At 65.8% G+C, this 20148-nt stretch carries 13 protein-coding genes and 1 pseudogene; 9 read left to right on the top strand and 5 right to left on the bottom strand.

The window, feature by feature from the left end; all coding sequences use genetic code 11:
* Positions 1-76 precede the first annotated feature (76 nt).
* The 7 genes from QSJ40_RS06430 (at position 77) to nrdF (ending at position 8683) form a co-directional block, all read left to right on the top strand.
* Positions 77-1006 carry a LysR family transcriptional regulator gene (locus tag QSJ40_RS06430; RefSeq protein WP_058870983.1) on the top strand — a complete coding sequence of 310 codons (930 nt, stop codon included), beginning with the start codon at positions 77-79 and terminating at the stop codon, positions 1004-1006.
* A gap of 114 nt (positions 1007-1120) precedes the next feature.
* Positions 1121-2242, top strand: coding sequence for a tartrate dehydrogenase (locus tag QSJ40_RS06435; RefSeq protein WP_058870982.1), 1122 nt, complete (start codon positions 1121-1123; stop codon positions 2240-2242).
* Positions 2243-2296: 54 nt separating this feature from the next.
* Positions 2297-3439, top strand: coding sequence for a glycerate kinase (locus QSJ40_RS06440; protein WP_058870981.1), 1143 nt, complete (start codon positions 2297-2299; stop codon positions 3437-3439).
* A gap of 397 nt (positions 3440-3836) precedes the next feature.
* Positions 3837-4073, top strand: coding sequence for a glutaredoxin-like protein NrdH (nrdH, locus tag QSJ40_RS06445; RefSeq protein ID WP_058870980.1), 237 nt, complete (start codon positions 3837-3839; stop codon positions 4071-4073).
* 198 nt (positions 4074-4271) lie between these two features.
* Entirely contained in the window at positions 4272-4709 is a 438-nt protein-coding gene (gene nrdI / locus QSJ40_RS06450; RefSeq protein ID WP_058871128.1) for a class Ib ribonucleoside-diphosphate reductase assembly flavoprotein NrdI, read from the top strand.
* Positions 4710-4783: 74 nt separating this feature from the next.
* Positions 4784-6889: a class 1b ribonucleoside-diphosphate reductase subunit alpha gene (gene nrdE, locus QSJ40_RS06455; RefSeq protein ID WP_058871127.1), complete on the top strand. Its 2106-nt coding sequence runs from the start codon at positions 4784-4786 to the stop codon at positions 6887-6889.
* Between the two features lie 816 nt (positions 6890-7705).
* Positions 7706-8683 carry a class 1b ribonucleoside-diphosphate reductase subunit beta gene (nrdF, locus tag QSJ40_RS06460; RefSeq protein WP_285730185.1) on the top strand — a complete coding sequence of 326 codons (978 nt, stop codon included), beginning with the start codon at positions 7706-7708 and terminating at the stop codon, positions 8681-8683.
* A gap of 910 nt (positions 8684-9593) precedes the next feature.
* Here nrdF and QSJ40_RS06465 read toward each other — a convergent pair.
* The 3 genes from QSJ40_RS06465 to QSJ40_RS06475 all read right to left on the bottom strand — a co-directional run bounded on the left by QSJ40_RS06465 (position 9594) and on the right by QSJ40_RS06475 (position 15550).
* Positions 9594-11156 carry an IS1634 family transposase gene (locus QSJ40_RS06465; RefSeq protein WP_040561629.1) on the bottom strand — a complete coding sequence of 521 codons (1563 nt, stop codon included), beginning with the start codon at positions 11154-11156 and terminating at the stop codon, positions 9594-9596.
* A 110-nt stretch (positions 11157-11266) separates the two neighbouring features.
* Positions 11267-14026 (bottom strand): class I SAM-dependent DNA methyltransferase, encoded by a 2760-nt coding sequence (locus QSJ40_RS06470; RefSeq protein WP_285729653.1) that lies wholly within the window; start codon positions 14024-14026, stop codon positions 11267-11269.
* A 369-nt stretch (positions 14027-14395) separates the two neighbouring features.
* Entirely contained in the window at positions 14396-15550 is a 1155-nt protein-coding gene (locus QSJ40_RS06475; protein WP_235586725.1) for a PrpF domain-containing protein, read from the bottom strand.
* 181 nt (positions 15551-15731) lie between these two features.
* On the opposite strand from QSJ40_RS06475, the gene QSJ40_RS06480 reads away from it, so the two are divergent.
* Positions 15732-16934, top strand: a complete 1203-nt coding sequence (locus QSJ40_RS06480; RefSeq protein ID WP_058870978.1) for a M20 metallopeptidase family protein — start codon at positions 15732-15734, stop codon at positions 16932-16934.
* Positions 16935-16977: 43 nt separating this feature from the next.
* Positions 16978-18267: an MFS transporter gene (locus tag QSJ40_RS06485; protein WP_058870977.1), complete on the top strand. Its 1290-nt coding sequence runs from the start codon at positions 16978-16980 to the stop codon at positions 18265-18267.
* Positions 18268-18360: 93 nt separating this feature from the next.
* On the opposite strand, the pseudogene QSJ40_RS06490 reads toward QSJ40_RS06485, so the two are convergent.
* Both QSJ40_RS06490 and QSJ40_RS06495 read right to left on the bottom strand, forming a co-directional pair.
* A pseudogene (locus QSJ40_RS06490) lies at positions 18361-19279 on the bottom strand (dihydrodipicolinate synthase family protein).
* Positions 19276-20007: a B3/B4 domain-containing protein gene (locus QSJ40_RS06495; protein ID WP_285729660.1), complete on the bottom strand. Its 732-nt coding sequence runs from the start codon at positions 20005-20007 to the stop codon at positions 19276-19278. The pseudogene QSJ40_RS06490 and the gene QSJ40_RS06495 overlap by 4 nt, the downstream one beginning before the upstream one ends.
* Positions 20008-20148 lie beyond the last annotated feature (141 nt).

Consider the following 20148-nt stretch of genomic DNA (forward strand, 5'->3'; position numbering starts at 1 on the left):
AGTCAGGATAGCTACCATTCGCATAGGCAGGGCCGATGAGTCGTCTCCGCGGCCCCCGAGAGATGAGGCTGCTTCCATGGACATCCGTCAGCTGACCTGCTTCCTGGCCGTGGTCGATCACGGCGGATTCACCCGGGCCGCCGAGCACCTGTACATCGCCCAGCCGTCGCTGTCCCAGACGATCAAGGGGATGGAGTCCGAGCTGGGTGTGCCCCTGTTCCACCGGATCGGCCGAGGCGTGGTGCTCAGCGAGGCCGGGAAGGCGCTCGTGGGACCCGCGCGGATCGTGCTGCGGGATCTCGAGGTGGCGCGCAGCGCGGCCGCGGAGCTGTCGGAGACGCTGTCGGGCAGGCTCGAGATGATCGCCATGCCGTCGCCGGCCATGGAGCCGCTGGCCACGCTCGTGGCGGGATTCACCGCCGAGCGCCCGAGCGTGCGGATTGCTGTGGAGGCGGCCTTCACCCCGGAGCAGGTCGTCGACGCGGTGCGCCAGGGCTCGGCCGAGCTCGGCCTGCTGGGCACCCCCGAGCCGTTCCGCAGCGCCGCGGTGGATGTGCAGCCGCTGCCGAGGCAGGACCTGATGATCGTCCTGGCCCGGCATTCGCGGGCCTTCGACGGACTCGAGGCCGTGCCTCTGGCGAAGCTGTCCGGACAGCCGATGATCGCCTCGCAGCGCGGCTCGCTCATGCGCCAGGTCCTGGACGAGGCGCTGGCCGAGGGCATCGACCTGCGCATCGTGGTGGAAGCCGCGCACCGGACCTCGATCCTGCCGCTGGTCATGGCCGATGCGGGACACGCGATCCTGCCGTCGTCGTGGACGCCCACGGCCCGGGCCATGGGCCTGAAGGTCCTGCCGCTGGACCCTCAGCAGCCGCTCCACATCTCGCTGATCAGCCGCACCGCCGATCTGACCCCGCTGGCCGTCGCCTTCCTGGGCCATGCCCGCGAGCACGCTCGTGAGGAGGGCCCTGACGGAGACGAGCTCCCGACCCCGCAACTTGGATAGGCCCTTCCTATGGAGGGGATCGCAATGCGGTCTTGGACCGATCGAGTCGTCGCGGTCTCTACTGGATCCCAGCCGCAGACTCCCGCGGCGCCGCACCTCGACGAAAGGCCGATCATGGCTGAGCAGACCTTCCGCATCGCCTCCATCCCCGCCGACGGCGTGGGCAAGGAGGTCGTCGCCGCCGGACGCCGCGTCCTCGACGCGATGGCCGAGGCCTCCGACGGATCCTTCGCCTTCGAGTGGCAGGAGTTCCCCTGGGGCTCGGCCTACTACGCCGAGCACGGCGTGATGATGGCCGAGGACGGCCTGGAGCAGCTGCGCGACTTCGATGCGATCTACTTCGGCGCCGTGGGCTGGGAGTCCGTGCCGGATCACGTGAGCCTGTGGGGCCTGCGCCTGAACATCACGCAGAACTTCGATCAGTGGGCCAACATCCGCCCCGTGAAGTTCCTGCCCGGCGTGCAGTCGCCGCTGCGCAAGGCCGATTCCGAGGACCTCGACTGGATCGTGGTGCGCGAGAACTCCGAGGGGGAGTACGCCGGACTGGGCGGACGCAACCTCTCGGGCCGCGGCCCCGGCGAGGAGGTCGCGATCCAGTCGTCGCTGTTCACTGAGAAGGGCTGCGAGCGGATCATCCGCTTCGCCTTCGACCTGGCGCGCACCCGTCGGGTGAAGAAGGTCTCCTCGGTGACCAAGTCGAACGCCCAGCAGTACGGCATGGTCCTGTGGGACGAGGTCTTCCAGCGCGTGGCCGCCGAGTACCCGGACGTGGCGAACGAGTCGGTGCTGGTGGATGCCATGAGCGCCAAGTTCATCCTGCACCCGGAGGACCTCTCGGTCGTGGTGGCCTCGAACCTCAACGCCGACATCCTCTCGGACCTGGGCTCGGCGCTCGCGGGCAGTCTCGGCCTGGCCGCCAGTGCCAACCTCAACCCGGAGCGGCGCTTCCCGTCGATGTTCGAGCCGGTCCACGGCTCCGCTCCGGATATCGCCGGTCAGGAGATCTCCAATCCGATCGGTGCGATCGCCTCCGCGGCGCTGATGCTCGACCAGTTCGGCCTCTCCGATCAGGCGCGCCGCCTGGAGGCCGCGATCGAGGCCACGACGGGGGCCGGCCACCTGACCCGCGACATCGGCGGCACGGGCTCGACGGACGAGGTCACGCAGGCGATCATCGAGGCACTGGCCAGCGCGCAGCCCAAGCCCGAGGCCGACGCCGCCTACGAGACGGTCTGAGCCGCACCCACCGGATCTGCCGCCGACCGCACCACTGAGAACCGAGGTCCCCTCATGCCATCGCCGAACGTGCTCATCGCTCCGGACAAGTTCAAGGGCAGCCTGACCGCTCGCGAGGTGGCCGCTGCGCTGGCCGAGGGGATCCGGGCCGTCGTGCCGCGGGCGCAGGTGCGCGAGCTGCCTCTGGCCGACGGCGGCGACGGCAGCGTGGAGGCCGGCCTCTCGGCGGGCTTCGCCGCGCATGAGGCGCCTGTGACGGGCCCGCTCGGGGATCCGGCCGTCACCGCCATCGCTCTGCGGGAGGCCACCGCGATCGTGGAGGCGGCCACCACGAGCGGGCTGCAGATGGTGCCCGACGACCGCCGCGATGCCGGTGCGGCGAGCAGTCGCGGCCTGGGGGAGGCGGTGCGTGCGGCTCTCGGGCTCGGCGCCGAGCGCATCGTCCTGGCCCTGGGCGGAAGCGCCTCGACCGACGGCGGCATCGGCATGCTCACCGCACTGGGGTGGCGATTCCTGGACGCCGACGGCGTCACCGTGGACCCCAGCGGCCTGGGTCTGGCGGAGATCCGTCGGATCGAGGCGACGGGCGCGGTGGATCTCACGGGCATCGAGCTCGTGGCCGCCAGCGATGTCCAGAACCCCCTGCTCGGCTCCGACGGCGCCGCCGCGGTCTACGCACCGCAGAAGGGCGCGGACCCGCAGGAGGTCCAGCAGCTCGAATCCGGCCTGCAGCACCTGGTCCGGCAGCTGGCCGGGATCCGCCCCGATGCCGCCGAGCTGGCCGAGCGCCCGGCTGCGGGTGCCGCCGGCGGGCTCGGATTCGCGGCCATGCTGCTCGGGGCCCGGATCGCCTCCGGGGCGGATCACTTCCTGGACCTGCTGGGCTTCGACCGCGCCGCGGCCGGCTGCGATCTGGTGATCACCGGCGAGGGCCGGATCGACAGCCAGACCCTGTCCGGCAAGCTGCCCGCCGTCGTCGCCCATCGGGCCGCCCCCGCGCGGGTGGAGGCCGTCGTGGGGCACAACGCCCTGGGCGCGGACACCGCCCCGGAGGCGGGCATCGCGCGCATCCGCTCGCTGAGCGGGCGCACACAGGCCGACTGCGCGCGGGACACCGAGCTGTCCCGGACGCTGCTGGTCGAGATCGGCCGGGAGATCGGGGCGGAGCTGGCGGAAGGGGCCGATCAGGTCCGATGACGTCATGACACGCCGCGCGGCAAGAGATTTCGCCGGTGCACAGGCTGCTCGAAGGGGGCGTCCCCAGGTGTGGATGGCGCCCCCTTCGTCACGCCCGAAGCGCGTGGGGACGCGGTCCGCAGCGGCTGGTGAGGACACCCGGTCTGTGGACATCCTGGGGAGGGGGCCCGATGGTGACGAATCTGACCGTCACACATCATCTTGGGGTCGTGCCGAGGGTGCGGCACTAGATGTAGTATCTCTATCCAGCGCAGGAAACAGAGCGGCCCGGATGACGCGGACCGATCGGAGCCCCCGAAACGGCGGTCCTGCACCGAGCACCGGCACCAGCCGGAGGCCTCGGAGCGGCTCTTCTCACCACGCCACTCACCCCCATGAACAGGAAGGGATCACCGACATGTCAGTGACCGTCTACAGCAAGCCCTCCTGCGTCCAGTGCAACGCCACCTACCGTGCGCTCGCCAAGAAGGGCATCGACTACAACGTCGTCGATGTGACCGAGGACCAGGCCGCCTACGAGCACGTCGTGAGCCTGGGCTACCAGCAGGTCCCGGTCGTGGAGACCGGTGAGGACCACTGGTCCGGCTACCGCCCGGACATGATCTCCCAGCTCGCGGTGCGCGTCTCCGCCTGAAGCTCTCCGACCACGACGGCCGGACCGCGCGGCGCTCGTCTCCCGAGAGGGGGATCGGTGCCCGGTCCGGCCGTCGAGCACCATGGTCGCCCCCGCACCCCGGCTCGTCCGGGACCCGTCGTACCGCTTGAGAAGTGAGTGACTGCCTTGTCCGCACTCATCGCTGATCTGCGCCGCGCGGCCGCTGAGCGCGACCGGCTGGCCGCCGAGACCACCGATCGCACGTCGCCGAGCTCGGGCGACCCCCTCGTCGTCTACTTCTCGTCGATCTCGGGCAACACGCACAAGTTCGTCGAGAAGCTCAGCGCCCGCTCGCTGCGCCTGCCGCTGCGCACCCACGAGGAGACCCCCGTCGTCCGGGAGCCCTACGTGCTGGCTGTGCCCACCTACGGCCGCCCCGGCGGCTCGGGGGCAGTGCCCCCGCAAGTCGTGAAGTTCCTCAACCTCGAGGAGAACCGCCGTCAGCTGCGCGGGGTCCTGGGGGCCGGCAACACCAACTTCGGCGAGCATTTCTGCCTCGCCGCCCAGAAGATCGCCGTCAAGTGCGATGCCCCGCTGCTCTACCGATTCGAGCTGATGGGCACCGAGCAGGACGTCGCCAATGTGAACGAAGGACTGATGAAGCTGTGGCAGTGACCACCCATACCTCCCACGCCGGCGTCTCCGGCTGGGGCCACGAAGATCCCAAGGTCCCCGAGAAGTTCCGCGGCATGGGCTATCACGAGCTCAACGCCGTGCTGAACCTGTACGACGCCGACGGCAACATCCAGTTCGACGCCGATCGCCACGCCGTGCGCCAGTACTTCCTGCAGCACGTCAACGAGAACACCGTCTTCTTCCACGACCTGAAGGAGAAGCTCGACTACCTGGTGGAGCACCAGTACTACGAGCCCGAGGTCCTCGAGAAGTACGACTTCGAGTTCGTGAAGAAGCTGTCCAAGCTCGCCTACGGGCACAAGTTCCGCTTCAAGACGTTCCTGGGCGCGTTCAAGTACTACACCTCGTACACGCTCAAGACCTTCGACGGCCAGCGCTACCTCGAGCGCTTCGAGGACCGCGTGGTCATGGTCGCCCTCTACCTGGCCGACGGCGACCGCGAGCTGGCCGAGCACCTGGTCGAGGAGATCATCTCCGGGCGCTTCCAGCCGGCGACCCCCACGTTCCTGAACGCGGGCAAGAAGCAGCGCGGCGAGATGGTCTCGTGCTTCCTGCTGCGCATCGAGGACAACATGGAGTCGATCGGCCGTTCGATCAACTCCGCACTTCAGCTGTCCAAGCGCGGCGGCGGCGTGGCGTTCGCGCTGACCAACATCCGCGAGTCCGGTGCCCCGATCAAGAAGATCCAGAACCAGTCCTCGGGCATCATCCCCGTCATGAAGCTGCTGGAGGACTCGTTCTCCTACGCCAATCAGCTCGGGGCTCGCCAGGGCGCCGGTGCGGTCTACCTGCACGCGCACCACCCGGACATCAACAAGTTCCTGGACACCAAGCGCGAGAACGCGGATGAGAAGATCCGCATCAAGACCCTGTCGCTGGGCGTCGTCATCCCGGACATCACGTTCGAGCTGGCCAAGAACAACCAGGACATGTACCTGTTCTCGCCCTACGACGTCGAGCGCGTCTACGGCATGCCGTTCTCGGACGTCAACGTCACCGAGAAGTACCACGAGATGGTCGACGACGCCCGGATCACCAAGACCAAGATCAAGGCGCGCGACTTCTTCCAGACCCTGGCGGAGGTCCAGTTCGAGTCGGGCTACCCGTACGTGATGTTCGAGGACACGGTCAACAAGGCCAACCCCATCGAGGGCAAGATCATCATGTCCAACCTGTGCTCCGAGATCCTGCAGGTCTCAGAGCCCTCGACGTACCACGACGACCTCACCTACGAGACGGTGGGCAAGGACATCTCCTGCAACCTGGGCTCGCTGAACATCGCGCTGACCATGGACTCCCCGGACTTCGGGCAGACCATCGAGACCGCCATCCGCGGACTCACCAGCGTCTCCGAGCTCTCGCAGATCGACTCGGTGCCTTCCATCCGTCGCGGCAATGAGATGTCCCACGCCGTCGGGCTGGGGCAGATGAACCTCCACGGCTACCTGGGGCGCGAGCGCATCCACTACGGCTCGGAGGAGGGTGTCGACTTCACGAACATCTACTTCTACACCGTGACCTACCACGCCGTGCGGGCCTCGATGCTGCTGGCCAAGGAACGCGGTTCCACGTTCGTGAACTTCGAGAACTCGGACTACGCGAACGGCTCGTACTTCGACAAGTACACGGAGCAGGAGTGGGCTCCGGCCACGCAGCGCGTGCGCGAGCTGTTCGAGCAGTCGGAGATCCACATCCCCACGCAGGACGACTGGCGCGAGCTGAAGGCCCAGGTGGCCGAGCACGGCATGTTCAACCAGAACCTGCAGGCTGTCCCGCCCACGGGCTCGATCTCCTACATCAACCACTCGACGTCGTCGATCCACCCGATCGCCGCGCCGATCGAGATCCGCAAGGAGGGCAAGCTGGGCCGCGTCTACTACCCGGCGCCCCACATGGATCAGGACAACCTGGAGTACTTCCAGGACGCGTACGAGATCGGCTACGAGAAGATCATCGACACCTACGCCGCTGCCTCCCAGCACGTGGATCAGGGCCTGTCGCTGACGCTGTTCTTCAAGGACACCGCCACCACCCGTGACGTCAACAAGGCGCAGATCTACGCGTGGCGCAAGGGCATCAAGACGATGTACTACTCGCGCATCCGCCAGCTCGCACTTGAGGGGACGGAGATCGAGGGCTGCGTGTCCTGCATGCTCTGATCCCCGGACGATGATGTCCACAAAGACTTGAGGCGGCCCTGTTGCAGCAGGACCGCCTCAATACCCAGGCTCGTATGGCCCGGGCGCCGCGTAGGCACCCGCTACCATACGTGAGTTCTGCGTGCTTCAGAAGGAGGCACCCTCGGGGCCTGGGACCCACGGAAGGAGGAGCCCTTGATGGCTCCCACGAATTACACCCCCGGAACGCCCGCTCCTTACAGCGGGCAGTACGAGCTCATTGGTCCCCGCGGGGGATCGCAGGGGGTGGAGATCACTTCAATCCAGGCGAAGCCATTGCCTCCCACCCCCAAGCCAGGGCAGACCTACGTCCTCGTCGACGGGACGAACAACGGCAGTGGCAGGAGCGGGCGATGAAGAGCCACAAGATCTCCCTTCATATGAGCGACGCAGCCCGGCGCCAGTTTGAGGCCTCATTGCGTCGTGACCTTCGCCGGTCAGGTATCAAGCCCGACTCGGTGGGGATCCGCAAGGCAGCGCGTGACATGCAACGGCGGATCAACAAGAAGTAGACGGTCGACACCCCTTGCATACGAGGCCGGGGCCCGAGGTTGATCTCCAGCTTCGGGCCCTGGCCTCGTCACGTTGCTTCAAAGTCTGGACTCGAGCCGTTCGCGGCGCAACATGCTTCGTTAGAGCATGGGATTGTCCCCGACTACTAGTTCGATCGTAGTGAGGAGCGTAACCCCCGCCCAGGCGTCACATACCGGAATCCCGGGCTACAGTGGTTCGGGGCGCCGGGAGGCGCCCTCCATTTCTTTGAAGCAGTTGTCACGTGCGAGGAGTCAGGTCGTCATGATGAGCGAGAAGGTGGAGCTCACCCGCCACCACGCCAAGGCCATCAACTGGAACCGCGTCCAGGATCCCAAGGACGACGAGGTCTGGGACCGGCTCACCGCCAACTTCTGGCTCCCCGAGAAGGTGCCGCTGTCCAACGACGTCCAGTCGTGGAACACGCTCACCCCGGAGGAGCAGGACCTCACCATGAAGGTCTTCACGGGGCTGACGCTGCTGGACACGATCCAGGGCACCGTCGGCGCCGTGTCGCTGCTGCCGGATGCGGTGACGCTGCACGAGGAGGCCGTCTACACGAACATCGCGTTCATGGAGTCGGTGCACGCCAAGTCGTACTCGTCGATCTTCTCCACGCTGGCCTCGAGCAAGATGATCGACGACGCCTTCCGCTGGTCGGACGAGAACGAGTTCCTGCAGCGCAAGGCCGACATCGTGCTGGACCGCTACGTGGGCGATGATCCGCTGAAGAAGAAGATCGCCTCCACGCTGCTGGAGTCGTTCCTGTTCTACTCGGGCTTCTACCTGCCCATGCACTTCTCCTCGCACGCCAAGCTGACGAACACGGCGGACCTGATCCGCCTGATCATCCGCGACGAGGCCGTGCACGGCTACTACATCGGCTACAAGTACCAGCGCGCGCTGGAGAACGAGTCGCCGGAGCGTCAGGCCGAGCTCAAGGAGTACACCTACGACCTGCTCGATGAGCTCTACGAGAACGAGGTCGCCTACACCGAGTCGCTCTACGACACGGTCGGGTGGACCGAAGAGGTCAAGAAGTTCCTGCACTACAACGCGAACAAGGCGCTGAACAATCTCGGCTACGAGGCCCTGTTCCCCAAGGAGATGACCGACGTCTCCCCGGCGATCCTCTCCGCGCTGTCCCCGAACGCCGACGAGAACCACGACTTCTTCTCCGGCTCGGGCTCCTCCTACGTGATCGGCAAGGCCGTGGACACCGAGGACGAGGACTGGGACTTCTGATCCGCTGACATCCTCCCGCAAGCTGACGCGGGTACTGGCCCGGAGTTGCGGGATCCTGCAACTCCGGGCCCATCTTCATCTCGTTCGCACGGGCATGAAATTCAGGAAACTTTTGCCCCAGGACTCTCTACATCTCCGCCCTCGCATCGCTGCGCTACGCAGTATTGCGGACCTACTATGACCCCGAGCGGAAGCACGCGCGAGACAAACGCGACAGCTAGGCCCTGATCGCCTAAGCCTGGGGCTGCACCGACGTGCAATACGCAATGCAAGAGGACGGCGACCTGTACCGAAACCCGAGCTCGCCTCGGGTTCCGTCGACAGTCGATTTTGCTGTCGCGGCTTGACAAAATCTGTAGAGGCCCGCGACATTGCCGACCTCATCACTAGATACTTCTCGGACACCGGGTTCATCCGGGTCAGTTTTCCCTGGTCAGCGAAGAGCCGATTGTGATGTACCACTGGAAAGTAGGGCGACTATCAATCCCTGAGTGCCGATCAACACTTGGCTCCGGTTACGGTCAGCAACCCATAACATTAATGAATGCAGTTTTCGCTCAGCCTTGGAAAACCGGGCTGGCGGAAATTAGTTGCACCCCGCCAGTAACTCATTGGTGAGAGCGCAGGGTCTATTGGCAATAAGTGATTGAGAAACGAGGCCTCGGCCGCCAGAATCCGATGGCTTGGCCCAGGCCGGGTATACGACTGCGCCGAGAACTAGCTGGCGGGTAGTTGTTCAAGTCGCTCGATACAAGCTTCGCGCAAGGCTAGCAATTCACATATTGTCGGAGAAACGCAATGTCCCATGACTCCACTATGCATGAATTACGGTACTGTTTGTGCTGGTGGGCCTAGATGTGCAGTCCGGTCATCTCGGCATATCGAATAAATAGCCCCGAGTCGTGCCAATTTAGTGTGTTGGCCATTCGGTGCCGGTGGCGGTGAGGATCTCGCTGGCGGTGCCGGTCAGCGGGTCGGCGGCGACGTGGGGGTGACCGGCGATGACGACGGTGACCTGTTGCAGCGGGCGTAGGGCCTGGACGATCTTCTTGATGCTCATCCCGGTCTGATCCTGCAGGTGACGGGCGACGGCCAGGGCGGTGACGACGATGGTGAGGTGGGCCTCGATGGCATCGCGGTCGTGGTGGAACATGGGCCTGGCCCGCAGGTCGGTCTTGCTCATCCGGAACGAGGCCTCGACCTGCCACAACGAGTGGTAGGAGGCGATCACCTCCGCTGCGGGCATGGTCGTGACGGGCAGGTTGGTGACGTAGCCCTTCAGCCCGGCCAGGCTGCGGGCGCGGGTCAGGGCGTCCTCGTCCAGGCGCGTCGAGCCGTTCACCGTCTTCACGAACCGCGGTGTGCGGGCTGGCTTCTCGCCGGCGATGACCGCCTTGGCGCGGTTCTCCTGCAGGGTGAGGGTGGCCCGGTCCCGTGCGGCGCGCTTGACGGAGTACGCCCATACCGCCCGCCACGACCGATCGTGCACCGCGGGGTCCCACACGGGTTCGGCGCGCTTGGTGACGTCGTTGACCGAGGCCGCCTTGGTGGTGGCCACCCGTGGAGTGATGGTGTCGATGATCTGTCCGTCGGTGAACGCATCCCCGTGCCACCGGAAATGAGAAGCGAGGTCGCCGGGGGCCTTGGTGACCCGCGAGCCGACGATGAACCGCAACCCGGCCGCATCCAGCTCCTTGAGGTTCGATGAGGAGAGCATGCCCGCGTCGGCGACCACCACGATGTCGGCCAGGTTGTGGCGCTGCTGGAACTGCTCGATGATCGGCAGGATCGTGGCGGTCTCGGCCTTGTTGCCCTCGAAGCACCCCACCTCCAGCGGGAACCCGGCACGGTCCACGAGCAGCCCCACGACGACCTGCGGGTCCACGCGCCGCTCCTTCGAATAGCCGACCTTGCGCAGCTCGTCCTCCTGCTCGGCCTCGAAGTAGAGGGTGGTTACGTCGTACAGGACCAGCGACAGGTCCCCGTGCCCGGCGGCGTGGGCGAAGCACGCCGCGGCGACCTGGTCGCGGTAGCCGCGTTCCTGAGCCCGGGCCAGGCACCGGAACATCGTGCGCAGCGACGCGTGCGGCACACCGAGCTCGTCCAGCACCCGCAGCGAGTCGGCCTTGCTCGTGGGTTCCACGATCCGCGCCAGCACCAGCGCCTTGAACGCCTCATCGCCCAGGGCATCGAACCCCAACCTGGCGTACGCGCTGGTCAGCACGTGCCACAGCAGTGCGCTGCACTTGCCGGTGATCACCGACTGCCCCGCCGGCACCGCGCCCGCGCTCAGGTCGAGCTCGCCCTGACCCGGATGCATCTTCACCCGGGCGTCCTCCAACAGCGCGGTCAGCTCGGCCTCGGTGTGCGCTGAGCCCAGGTGCTCGAGGACTTTGTCCCGCCCGCCCCGGCGCTCAGCGATCTGCACCGCCGTCGCCCCCGACGCCGTCCGGACCTTACGCACGAACACCACGGTCCGACCCTACCCACCCGATTAGTGTGTCGCCGACCCCCGCCACAGGACCCTGACCAGCGACAACACCGGCCAAGTCAGCCAGGAGCTCTCAAGTGGCACGAGTCAGGCTAGATGTGCAGTCCGGTCATCTCGGCATATCGAATAAATAGCGCCTTCTGGCGTTCCTTTTCGGTTATGTTTCGTCCTGTCGAACCAAAGGCCCTGTCGACAAGTCTATCGAGCTTCTGATGGGCTCTGAGCAACTCCGGGTCCATTACCAAAGCATTGTAGTGTTCAGCAAGGGACCGCTCGGGATAATTTTCGCGAACCCTAAGTATGTGCTGACCGGCAGCGATGATCTCACTCCGCTGCGAGGCCTCCAACCGCGGCAGAGGCAAATTGTTCCAGACGACTGTATTGGAGAAGTTGCAGCGCGACTCCAGTCTTCCTCCTACTGTCTTTTGCCATGTAATAAACATCGATGAGCTCATGACCGCAAATGCAAGTCCATCTTTATCGTCCGCCTTGAAAATTTTGTTTCCGGCTATCGTTGTTGCGTCCAAACGAGCAACTGTGGCGAAGCGCCGCTCTTCGCTAAAAACCGCCGGTGCTGCCAAATAGGAATGATTCGGTTGGGAGCGCTGCCCGAATAGGTGTGGAGTGTCAGCCATCTTCCTTGTCTCTGGGGCTTTGCTCTTTAGGCGAGACTCGCGAACAGATTCGACCCGCTGTCGCAGGACCTTGCTCTTGTTGAGGTCTGCGGGTTCCAGTTCTTCCATCCATAGACACCATCGGAGCTCATTATGAATAAGCTCATTTCCCATCTTGAATGGGCGTAGGTATTTATTCGCGATTGGGTCATTTGCAACCGATTCGTAATCATCTGGCTCTACGATCAGGCCCGTGCCACGAGGCATGCTGCCGTACGTAAAAGGGGGGAGGTCGGGGGACAAGACGTGTCGTCGTTGTTCAACGAATACGCGAGGTCCATCCACGAGATACCCATTAATAGATCCAACGCTTTCCTCAGTAGGGTCTTCGCGCAGATTGCTATAAGAGAATAGTCGCGCGCGAGGACTCCGCTCCCTGTCGAAACCGACAATTACGCAGTGGACCTGAGCGGCACCAGGCGCTTCGGATGTCCATTTGAACGTACGATGCGCGAACCGAATCCGCCACCCTTGTTCAAAGATTGAGCGAAACAACGCTGGAACGGGTTCCCCTTGACTGACTGAATTCGTCGACACGAAGCCCCATCGTCCACCGGGTACGGAGCGAAAGTAGTCCAGGGTCTTCTTGTACCATCCAGTGACGTAGTCGAGGCGGCCAATATCCTGCCGTTGCCAAACGTCCCGCAGTTCTTGCGCCTGTTCGTGGGTGCGGGTCGCATGTCCAAGGAACGGCGGATTTCCCATGACAGTAACCTCGGCGGATGGCGGCAGGATATCCTCCCAATCTATACGGAGCGCATTGCCGGTGTGAATTGTCTCGACTTTGTCGAGAGGCAGTAGTTCGGGGGCATCGCCCAACCGTGCTTCCATTTCCTGATTAGCCTGGTGCTCGGCTAGATGCAGAGCCGTATTGGCAATCCGTGCCGGCCAGTCTTCAATTTCGATTCCGTGAAAGTTTCGTACTCGCACTTGAATTTGATCATCCAGGAAAGCTAGCCCCTCGTCCTCGACGGCCGGTGATATTCTTCCCCGCTCCCGGTCTAGTTGCTGGATGCGCTCAATGATTCGGAGTTCCAGGTTCCGCAACCGCTTGTAGGCTACAACTAGAAAATTTCCGCATCCACAGGCAGGGTCAAGAAAATGCTTATTTCCGAGCCGTTGGCGCAAATTTCGTAACGCCTGAGGTTTGTTGCGCTTTTCTGCGAATTCCATCTCCAATTCGTCAAGAAACATTGGTTCTATGACTCGCAGAATGTTCTTCTCGGTGGTATAGTGCTCACCAAGCGATCGACGAGCCTTTTTGTTTTTGACTGCTTGGAAAAGTGAGCCGAAAACTGCAGGCGAGATGTTCGCCCAGTTGAAGTAACAAGCTTCCAGCATTCGCAGCCGCATATCGGCAGTGAAGAATGGCATTTCGACTGGCTCGTCAAACAGTCCGCCGTTCACATATGGGAATCTTGTCAGCAATCCAGTCATTGTTGTTGGGCGTGAAGGATTCGGGGTGCGCAACACCTGAAATAGGTGGCTCATCTGTGCTCCGAGGTCGCTTCCGTCTTCACTGGTGCGAGTCTCCAAGAATTCTAGAAAAAGATCACGCTCCCAGAGGCCAGAGTCGTCAGCATAGAGGGCGAATACAGTACGAACCAGGAACACGGAGGCATGGTGGTCGTCATAACCAGAGCTAGCCAGCCCCTCGTATAGAGACGCCATTAGGCGTGCGGCCTTGATGGAGGCCTGCTCCTGGTCTTCCCAAGAGATATTTCGCTGCCTGTAGCCAGCTAAGAAACTGAGAGACTCCGCGTGTTGCTTGAATTCCGCCAGCGGCCATCCGATAATTTGGCCACTTTGAATACTGAGCAGCCGAAACGACCTGAAATCAGATGTTAGCACATGCGTCGGCATCTCGCTGTCGCTAAGATCATCCAAGTAATCCAGAGCCTGTCGTTCTGCTTCTTCGAGGTCCCGCCCCTCCGACTTCATCTCAATGGCTAGCTTGCCCGGAACCAGCGCATCAATGTATCCTTGCTTGCCCGTTGAGCTACGCTTCGCTCGTTGCTCGTAGAAGGCTGCACGAGTCTCGGTTAGCCCATATATCTGCAAAAGGTCGCGAACGAACTGTTGTCCCCACTGGCGTTCGTCGCCGGGGATGTCTTTCCACTCGTGGGCAAACTTCGCCGCCCAGTTCTGGACTTCTTCAAAGCTGCGGGCCTTCGACATGTCTTCAGAGTATGTGAAGCTTGGTTTGTGAGACCTGCATGGGGTGGTCGTGTCTTGAGATTCGTATGAGGACTTGACCCATCCCCGAACCCGAAGGTGCCCTTCGCTCCGGTTGTAGCAACCAGGGTAGGTGTCTTGATGGCGCTGACGCGGGCGGCGGTCCTGTCAGTGCATGATCCGGTCGCAGGCCTAGATGTATGAAGACAGACCCTCTGTCGGTGAGGCTCGGGTGTCGACGGCCGTCAGGGTCGCTGTTTTTCGACTGCTGACTGATCAGAGACTCGTCCCTAGGTGGGCATCCTGACCATCCTGGCAACAGTAGGGACTTCGCGGTAGGTCTTGGTGAATCCCCTCAGTCAGGCGCTGTGCTCACCGAGATAGGGCAACCTGCCCTCGCATCAGTGGGCGAGCCGTGCGGAACAGGGACGCCGCAGCTACTGAAGGAGCACCGTCCTCCACGCACACGTCGGCCGCGGCGGCGACCACACCCGACGGCGTCGCGATGCGCAGCTCCGACCCCGAGCTCGCGGCACAGCGCTGTACCACGGTGTCGTCGATGTTCGCCGCTGCCGCCGCGCACATGGCCGACGTGCCGGGGATAGCGCGGTGGCTCAGCCCCATGGACACGGCGCGGATCAGGACATCGCAGTCGGCGGCGGGCACGTCGGTGCCGTCGAGCAGCGTCGACTCCGCCGGCGGTGCGACCATTGCGATCTTGGGCACGGACTGCGGGGCGTCCTCCGACGTCTCGCACAGACCCATGGCCACAGCACCGGCCCGACGGATCCGCTCCATCAGGGCTGCGAGGTCCGCGTCCGCATCCAGAGCATCGGGCAGCTCGGTGCCCGTGAGGCCCAGATCCGCCGCCGCCACGAACACCATGGGCGTGGCGACATCCACGAGCGAGACCTCGATCTCGCGATCCCCGACATCGAGGCGGTCGACGCTGCGCCCCGTGGGCAACACGCCGCTGGTGCGCGAGCCGCTCGGGTCGAGGTAGCGCAGCTCGATGGGCGCTCCGGAACCGGCCACGCCCGGGAGCACGAAATCGCCGGAGGTCACCGCGACGCCGTCGGCGACCTCCAGCCTGACCTCGATCAGCTTTCCCGTATTGGTGTTGTGCGCGATGACGCTGGCGGGTCCGTCGTCGTCGACCTCGTGGATGCCTGCCAGCAGCGCGAACGGCACGACGGCCGCCGAGAGATTGCCGCAGTTGCCCGAGTAGTCCACGACCGCCTCGCGGACGGCCACCTGGCCGAAGGTGTAGTCCACATCCGCATCCGGCCGTGACGACGGCGCCACGGAGACGACCTTGGACAGCGACGAGATCCCGCCGCCCATCCCGTCCAGCTGCCGGCCGAACGGATCCGGGGAGCCCAGGGCGCCCGTGAAGACGCGGTCGCGCTGCGGTCCCGCCGGAGGGAGATCCTGCTCGCAGAAGAACAGTCCCTTGCTGGTGCCCCCGCGCATGAACATCGCATCGATCCAGATGGGCATCGGGCGGCACTTCGCATCTGCGCTCATGCAGGGAGTCTGGCGACCCTGCCGGGGGAGGCGCAAGCACACGCCCTGTTCGGGGTCCCGACGGTGACCCGGCTGAGGATTAGGCTCGGTGCATCGTGATCGGTATCTCGGCAGAACGCAGGCCTCGTGGCGCCCTGCCGAGAACCGCCGGGCGAGAGAGCCCCGAGGCGGAGGAGCCCAGATGTCCCGGACAGTCCAGGCGCAGGACCTCGACCTGATCGCCCTGCGCCGGGAGCTGCATCAGATCCCCGAGGTCGGGCTGCAGCTGCCGCGCACGCACGCCCGGCTCCTGGCCGAGTTCGAGCAGCTGCCGGTGGAGATCACCGAGGCTGCGGGCGCGTCGGGGTTCGTCGCCGTCCTGCGCGGCACCGCCGAAGCCCCCGCTGACCAAAGCCGCCCGATCGTGCTGCTGCGCGCGGACATGGACGCTCTGCCCGTGGCTGAGGAGAGCGGCGAGGCCTTCGCGGCCGCCAACGGTGCCATGCACGCCTGCGGGCACGACCTGCACATGGCCGCGATCGTCGGGGCCGCCCGCAGCCTGTGCGCCCGGCGCCAGGAGCTGCGAGGCGACGTCGTCTTCCTGCTGCAGGCGGGGGAGGAGGGCCACGGGGGAGCGCGGCTGGTCCTGGCGGAGGGGCTGATCGAGGCGGCAGGGCGCCGCCCGGATCACGCCTACGGCCTGCACGTCTGGTCCTCGGGCCACCCGACCGGCTCGATCCGCAGCCGCGCGGGTGCTCTGATGGCCGGGGCGGACACCTTTGACGTCCGCGTGATCGGGCGCGGCGGGCACGGCTCTGCGCCGCAGCACACGATCGACCCCATCCCGATCCTGTGCGAGATGGTCACCCAGTCGCAGGTCATGATCACCCGGCAGTTCGACGTCTTCGACCCCGTGGTGCTCACCTGCGGCGTCCTGCGCGCCGGTGAGGCGAACAACGTGATCGCGGATCAGGCGATGGCCTCCTTCTCCATGCGCACGTTCTCGGATGCCACGCGTCAGAAGGCGCTTGAGCAGCTCACCCGGCTGTTCACGCACCTGGCGCAGGCTCGGGGCGCGCACTGCGAGCTGGAGGTCACCGCCTCATCGCCCACGACCCTCAACGATCCCGCCGAGGTCGACTACGTGGAGGCGGTCGCCCAGCGCGGTTTCCCGGGCCGCTGGTCGCCCATGGCGGATCCGGTGACGGCCTCGGAGGACTTCGCCTATGTGCTCGAGCAGATCCCCGGGGCCTTCGTGTTCGTCTCCGCCGTCCCGGAGGGCGCCGACCCGACGACGGCGCCGTCGAACCATTCCCCGCAGGCCGTCTTCGACGACTCCGTGCTCGACGACGCCGCCCGCCTGCTCGCCGATCTGGCCCTGGGCCGACTCGGCGAGACCGCCTGACCCAACACCACACCCTCCCGCCTCGAGAAAGCAGGTGCCGTCCATGACCGCCACCACCGAGCGTCCCCGGCAGAGCGCTGCCCGGACGCTGATCGGAACCGGCGTCGGCAACGCCGTCGAATGGTTCGACTGGAACGTGTACGCGACGTTCGCGGTGTACTTCTCCGTCCAGCTGTTCAATCACGAGAACCCCCAGTCGGCGTTCCTGCAGACCATGGCGGTCTTCGCCGTGGGCTTCGTGGCCCGGCCCTTCGGCAGCTTCGTCTTCGGTTGGATCGGCGATCGCATCGGCCGCCGTCCGTCGCTGACGCTCGCCGTGCTGGCGGCCTCGGCCGGCTCGCTGCTGATCGCCGTGTGCCCGACCTACGACCGGATCGGCTGGCTCGCCTCCGCGCTGCTCGTCTTCGCCAGGCTCATCCAGGGTCTGGCCCACGGCGGGGAGATGCCCTCGGCTCAGACCTATCTGGCCGAGCACGCCCCACGCGAGCGCCGCGGCCTGTTCGCCAGCGTCATCTACGTCTCCGGGACCTTCGGCCTGCTGATGGGCCTGGGGCTCGGCCTCGGTCTGCAGGCTGTGCTCACCGAGGACCAGATGGCGTCCTGGGGTTGGCGCGTGCCGTTCGCGATCGGTGCCGTGCTGGGCCTCATCGCCCTGTGGATCCGCCGCTCCATGGAGGAGTCCGAGGTCTTCGAGGAGCACAAGACCCACACCCAGGCGCTGCAGATCACGCAGGAGAACGTCTTCGTGGCCGTGCTGAAGAACTGGCCGACGGGTCTGCGGGTCATCGCCATGACGGCGGGGCTGACGGTGTCGTACTACATCTGGTCCGTCACCATGAGCTCGGTGGCCCAGACCTCGTTCGGCTACTCGCCGGGGGAGGCTTTCGAGGCCGCGCTGCTGGGCAACCTCTTCCTGATCCTGGTGCTGCCCGTGTGGGGCTGGGCCTCGGACAAGATCGGACGCCGGCCGGCCATCATCATCGGCCTGCTGGGCAGCGCGATCCTCTATCTGCCCATGATCAACCTGGTGGACGGCGGCACCATGTGGCAGCTGACCTTCGCGATCTGCGTCCAGGTCGGGCTGCTGGCCGGCTTCCTCTCCCACGCCCCGGCCACGTACGCGGAGATGTTCCCCACGGGCCAGCGCACGAGCGGCTTCGGGATCTACTACGCGATCGCCATCGCGGCCTTCGGCGGCACCGCCGGCTACGTGTTCACGTGGATCGGCGACGCGCGCACGTTCGGCTTCTACGCCATCGGCCTGCTGCTGATCGCCGCGGCCACGGTCTTCTTCATGCCGGAGACCAAGGGCAAGGACCTCACGGAAGCCTGAGTCGTCCGCACCAGGGGCCCCGGCCTCCCGGATCGCGTCTGCTCGTCGCCCCCGGGAGGCCGGGGCCTCGTGCTGTCCCCGGCGGGTCGGGTCTCAGCGGAGCCCGAGCTCGGCAACCGCCTCGGCTGTGCGCTCGCGCTGCTCAGGGCTCAGCCCCAGCAGCGGCTGCGGCAGGCAGTCGCCCGGAGCCAGTCCCAGGTGCTCGGCGATCGCCGCGACCACCCGCAGGCTGCCGGACTCGGCGAACCGCTCCCACAGCGGAGCCAGCCGCTCGGAGGCAGCCAGCGCGTCCTGCGGCTGCGGGCCGAGGGCGGCGCGGACGATCTCGAGCGCCGGCTTCGGGCACGTCCCGGCGATCACCGAGTACCACCCGTCGCAGCCGGCCAGCAGTGCGGCAGCCGCGCAGGCGTCCCCGGAGATGCCCAGGGTGACGTGCTCGGGCAGCGCCGCTCGGACTGCGGCCACGCGCTCGCCGGCCGTCTCGGGGGCCATCGGGGGGGATCTTGAGCGAGGCGATCCCGGGCAGCTGCGCGATCTGCGCGTAGAGCTCGAGGCTGAACGTGAAGTGCGTGGTGCCCGGGTTGTCGTAGACCACCACCGGCAGATCGGTGTGCTCGGTGACTGTGCGGTACAGCTCCAGGACCTCGCGGTCGGTGAGCGGCTGATAGGACGTCGGCGCCAGCAGCACACCGACTGCACCGGCCTCCGCAGCGGCGTCCACGTGAGTGAGGACCTGGGAGGTCCGCAGCGCGCTGACGCCCACGATCACCGGCACCGAGCCGGCATGCTCGAGCGCCAGGCGCCCCACGCGTTCGCGCTCGGCGCTGGTCAGGTACGCGGCGCACCCTGTCGAGCCCAGAGCGGTGATCGAGTCCACGCCGGATGCGGCCAGCCGGGAGACGATGCCCGCGAACGCGGATTCGTCCACCGCGTCGTCGCGCAGCGGGGTGAGCGGGAAGGCGCTGAGGCCGGTGAACGGCGATCCGGCGAGATCAGCGGCGGCACCGCTCATGAGGCGCCCAGCAGAAGTCGCTCCGTGGAGACCTCAGCCCCCAGGGCCGTCAGCGCCTCCACCAGGGCGTCGGCAGCGGCGTGGAGCTGGTCGTTGCTGACCGGGTCGAGCCCGTCGAGGATGAACAGCGCCGAGCGCGTCCGATCGCTCAGGGCGGTGCGCCGGCCCTGGCGCCAGTTCCAGCGGCGGCAGGTGACCCCGGCGTCGTCGCCCCACACGACCTCGCCCTCGTCCGGGTGCTCGAGCACCATCTCGCCGCCGGAGGCGGTGTCGAACGACTCGGTGCCGCTGGCCCGGAAGAGCCGGGCCGGACCCTGGTAGTGCTCCAGGTCCTCGCCGCCGAACGGGATCTGATGCAGCACGCAGATCGCGTTGTAGACATCGGTCAGCGCGTTGACACGCGGCAGCCCCTTCTCGGCGCGGCGGGTGAGCGCCTCCAGGGAGTTGCGGGTGCGCTGCGGCTTGGCGCCGAAGGCCCGGTAGGCCTCGCGCCAGGCGGCGATGTGGGGCAGCTCGTCCACCGGAGTCTGCGAGAGGAGCTCGGCAGCATGCTTCTCGGCGGCGGTGATCAGCTCCTCGACCGCCTGCCCGCCGTCGCCGGCAGTGACCTCGGGGATCAGGCCATCGACGACCATGAGCAGCCCCCGGTAGTCGGGGCGCAGCTCGAGGACGGCGGGGTCGACGGAGCAGGCGTCGAGGAATTCGCGGGCGGGCATCTTCTGGGTCATGTCGCTCACGCTAGTCGGACCGAGTGCTTCGCCGGCCTGTCCGTGACGGGGTCGGGCCCTGCGAGTCCGGGATGATCCCGCACGCAACCACTAGGCTGGTCTCGTCCGCCGGGATCCTCCCGGCATCTCGAATCGGGGTCG

The sequence above is a fragment of the Kocuria sp. NBRC 114282 genome, from assembly GCF_030268385.1.
In the GTDB taxonomy this organism is placed as follows: Bacteria; Actinomycetota; Actinomycetes; order Actinomycetales; family Micrococcaceae; genus Kocuria; species Kocuria palustris.

Bases quoted from the DNA above. Each gene is read 5' to 3' on its own strand.
- nrdH (WP_058870980.1), top strand. From the start codon at position 3,837: ATGTCAGTGACCGTCTACAGCAAGCCCTCCTGCGTCCAGTGCAACGCC.
- nrdE (WP_058871127.1), top strand. From the start codon at position 4,784: ATGGGCTATCACGAGCTCAACGCCGTGCTGAACCTGTACGACGCCGAC.
- QSJ40_RS06435 (WP_058870982.1), top strand. From the start codon at position 1,121: ATGGCTGAGCAGACCTTCCGCATCGCCTCCATCCCCGCCGACGGCGTG.
- QSJ40_RS06485 (WP_058870977.1), top strand. From the start codon at position 16,978: ATGACCGCCACCACCGAGCGTCCCCGGCAGAGCGCTGCCCGGACGCTG.
- QSJ40_RS06480 (WP_058870978.1), top strand. From the start codon at position 15,732: ATGTCCCGGACAGTCCAGGCGCAGGACCTCGACCTGATCGCCCTGCGC.
- QSJ40_RS06495 (WP_285729660.1), bottom strand. From the start codon at position 20,007: ATGACCCAGAAGATGCCCGCCCGCGAATTCCTCGACGCCTGCTCCGTC.
- QSJ40_RS06440 (WP_058870981.1), top strand. From the start codon at position 2,297: ATGCCATCGCCGAACGTGCTCATCGCTCCGGACAAGTTCAAGGGCAGC.
- nrdF (WP_285730185.1), top strand. From the start codon at position 7,706: ATGAGCGAGAAGGTGGAGCTCACCCGCCACCACGCCAAGGCCATCAAC.
- QSJ40_RS06430 (WP_058870983.1), top strand. From the start codon at position 77: ATGGACATCCGTCAGCTGACCTGCTTCCTGGCCGTGGTCGATCACGGC.
- QSJ40_RS06470 (WP_285729653.1), bottom strand. From the start codon at position 14,026: ATGTCGAAGGCCCGCAGCTTTGAAGAAGTCCAGAACTGGGCGGCGAAG.
- QSJ40_RS06475 (WP_235586725.1), bottom strand. From the start codon at position 15,550: ATGAGCGCAGATGCGAAGTGCCGCCCGATGCCCATCTGGATCGATGCG.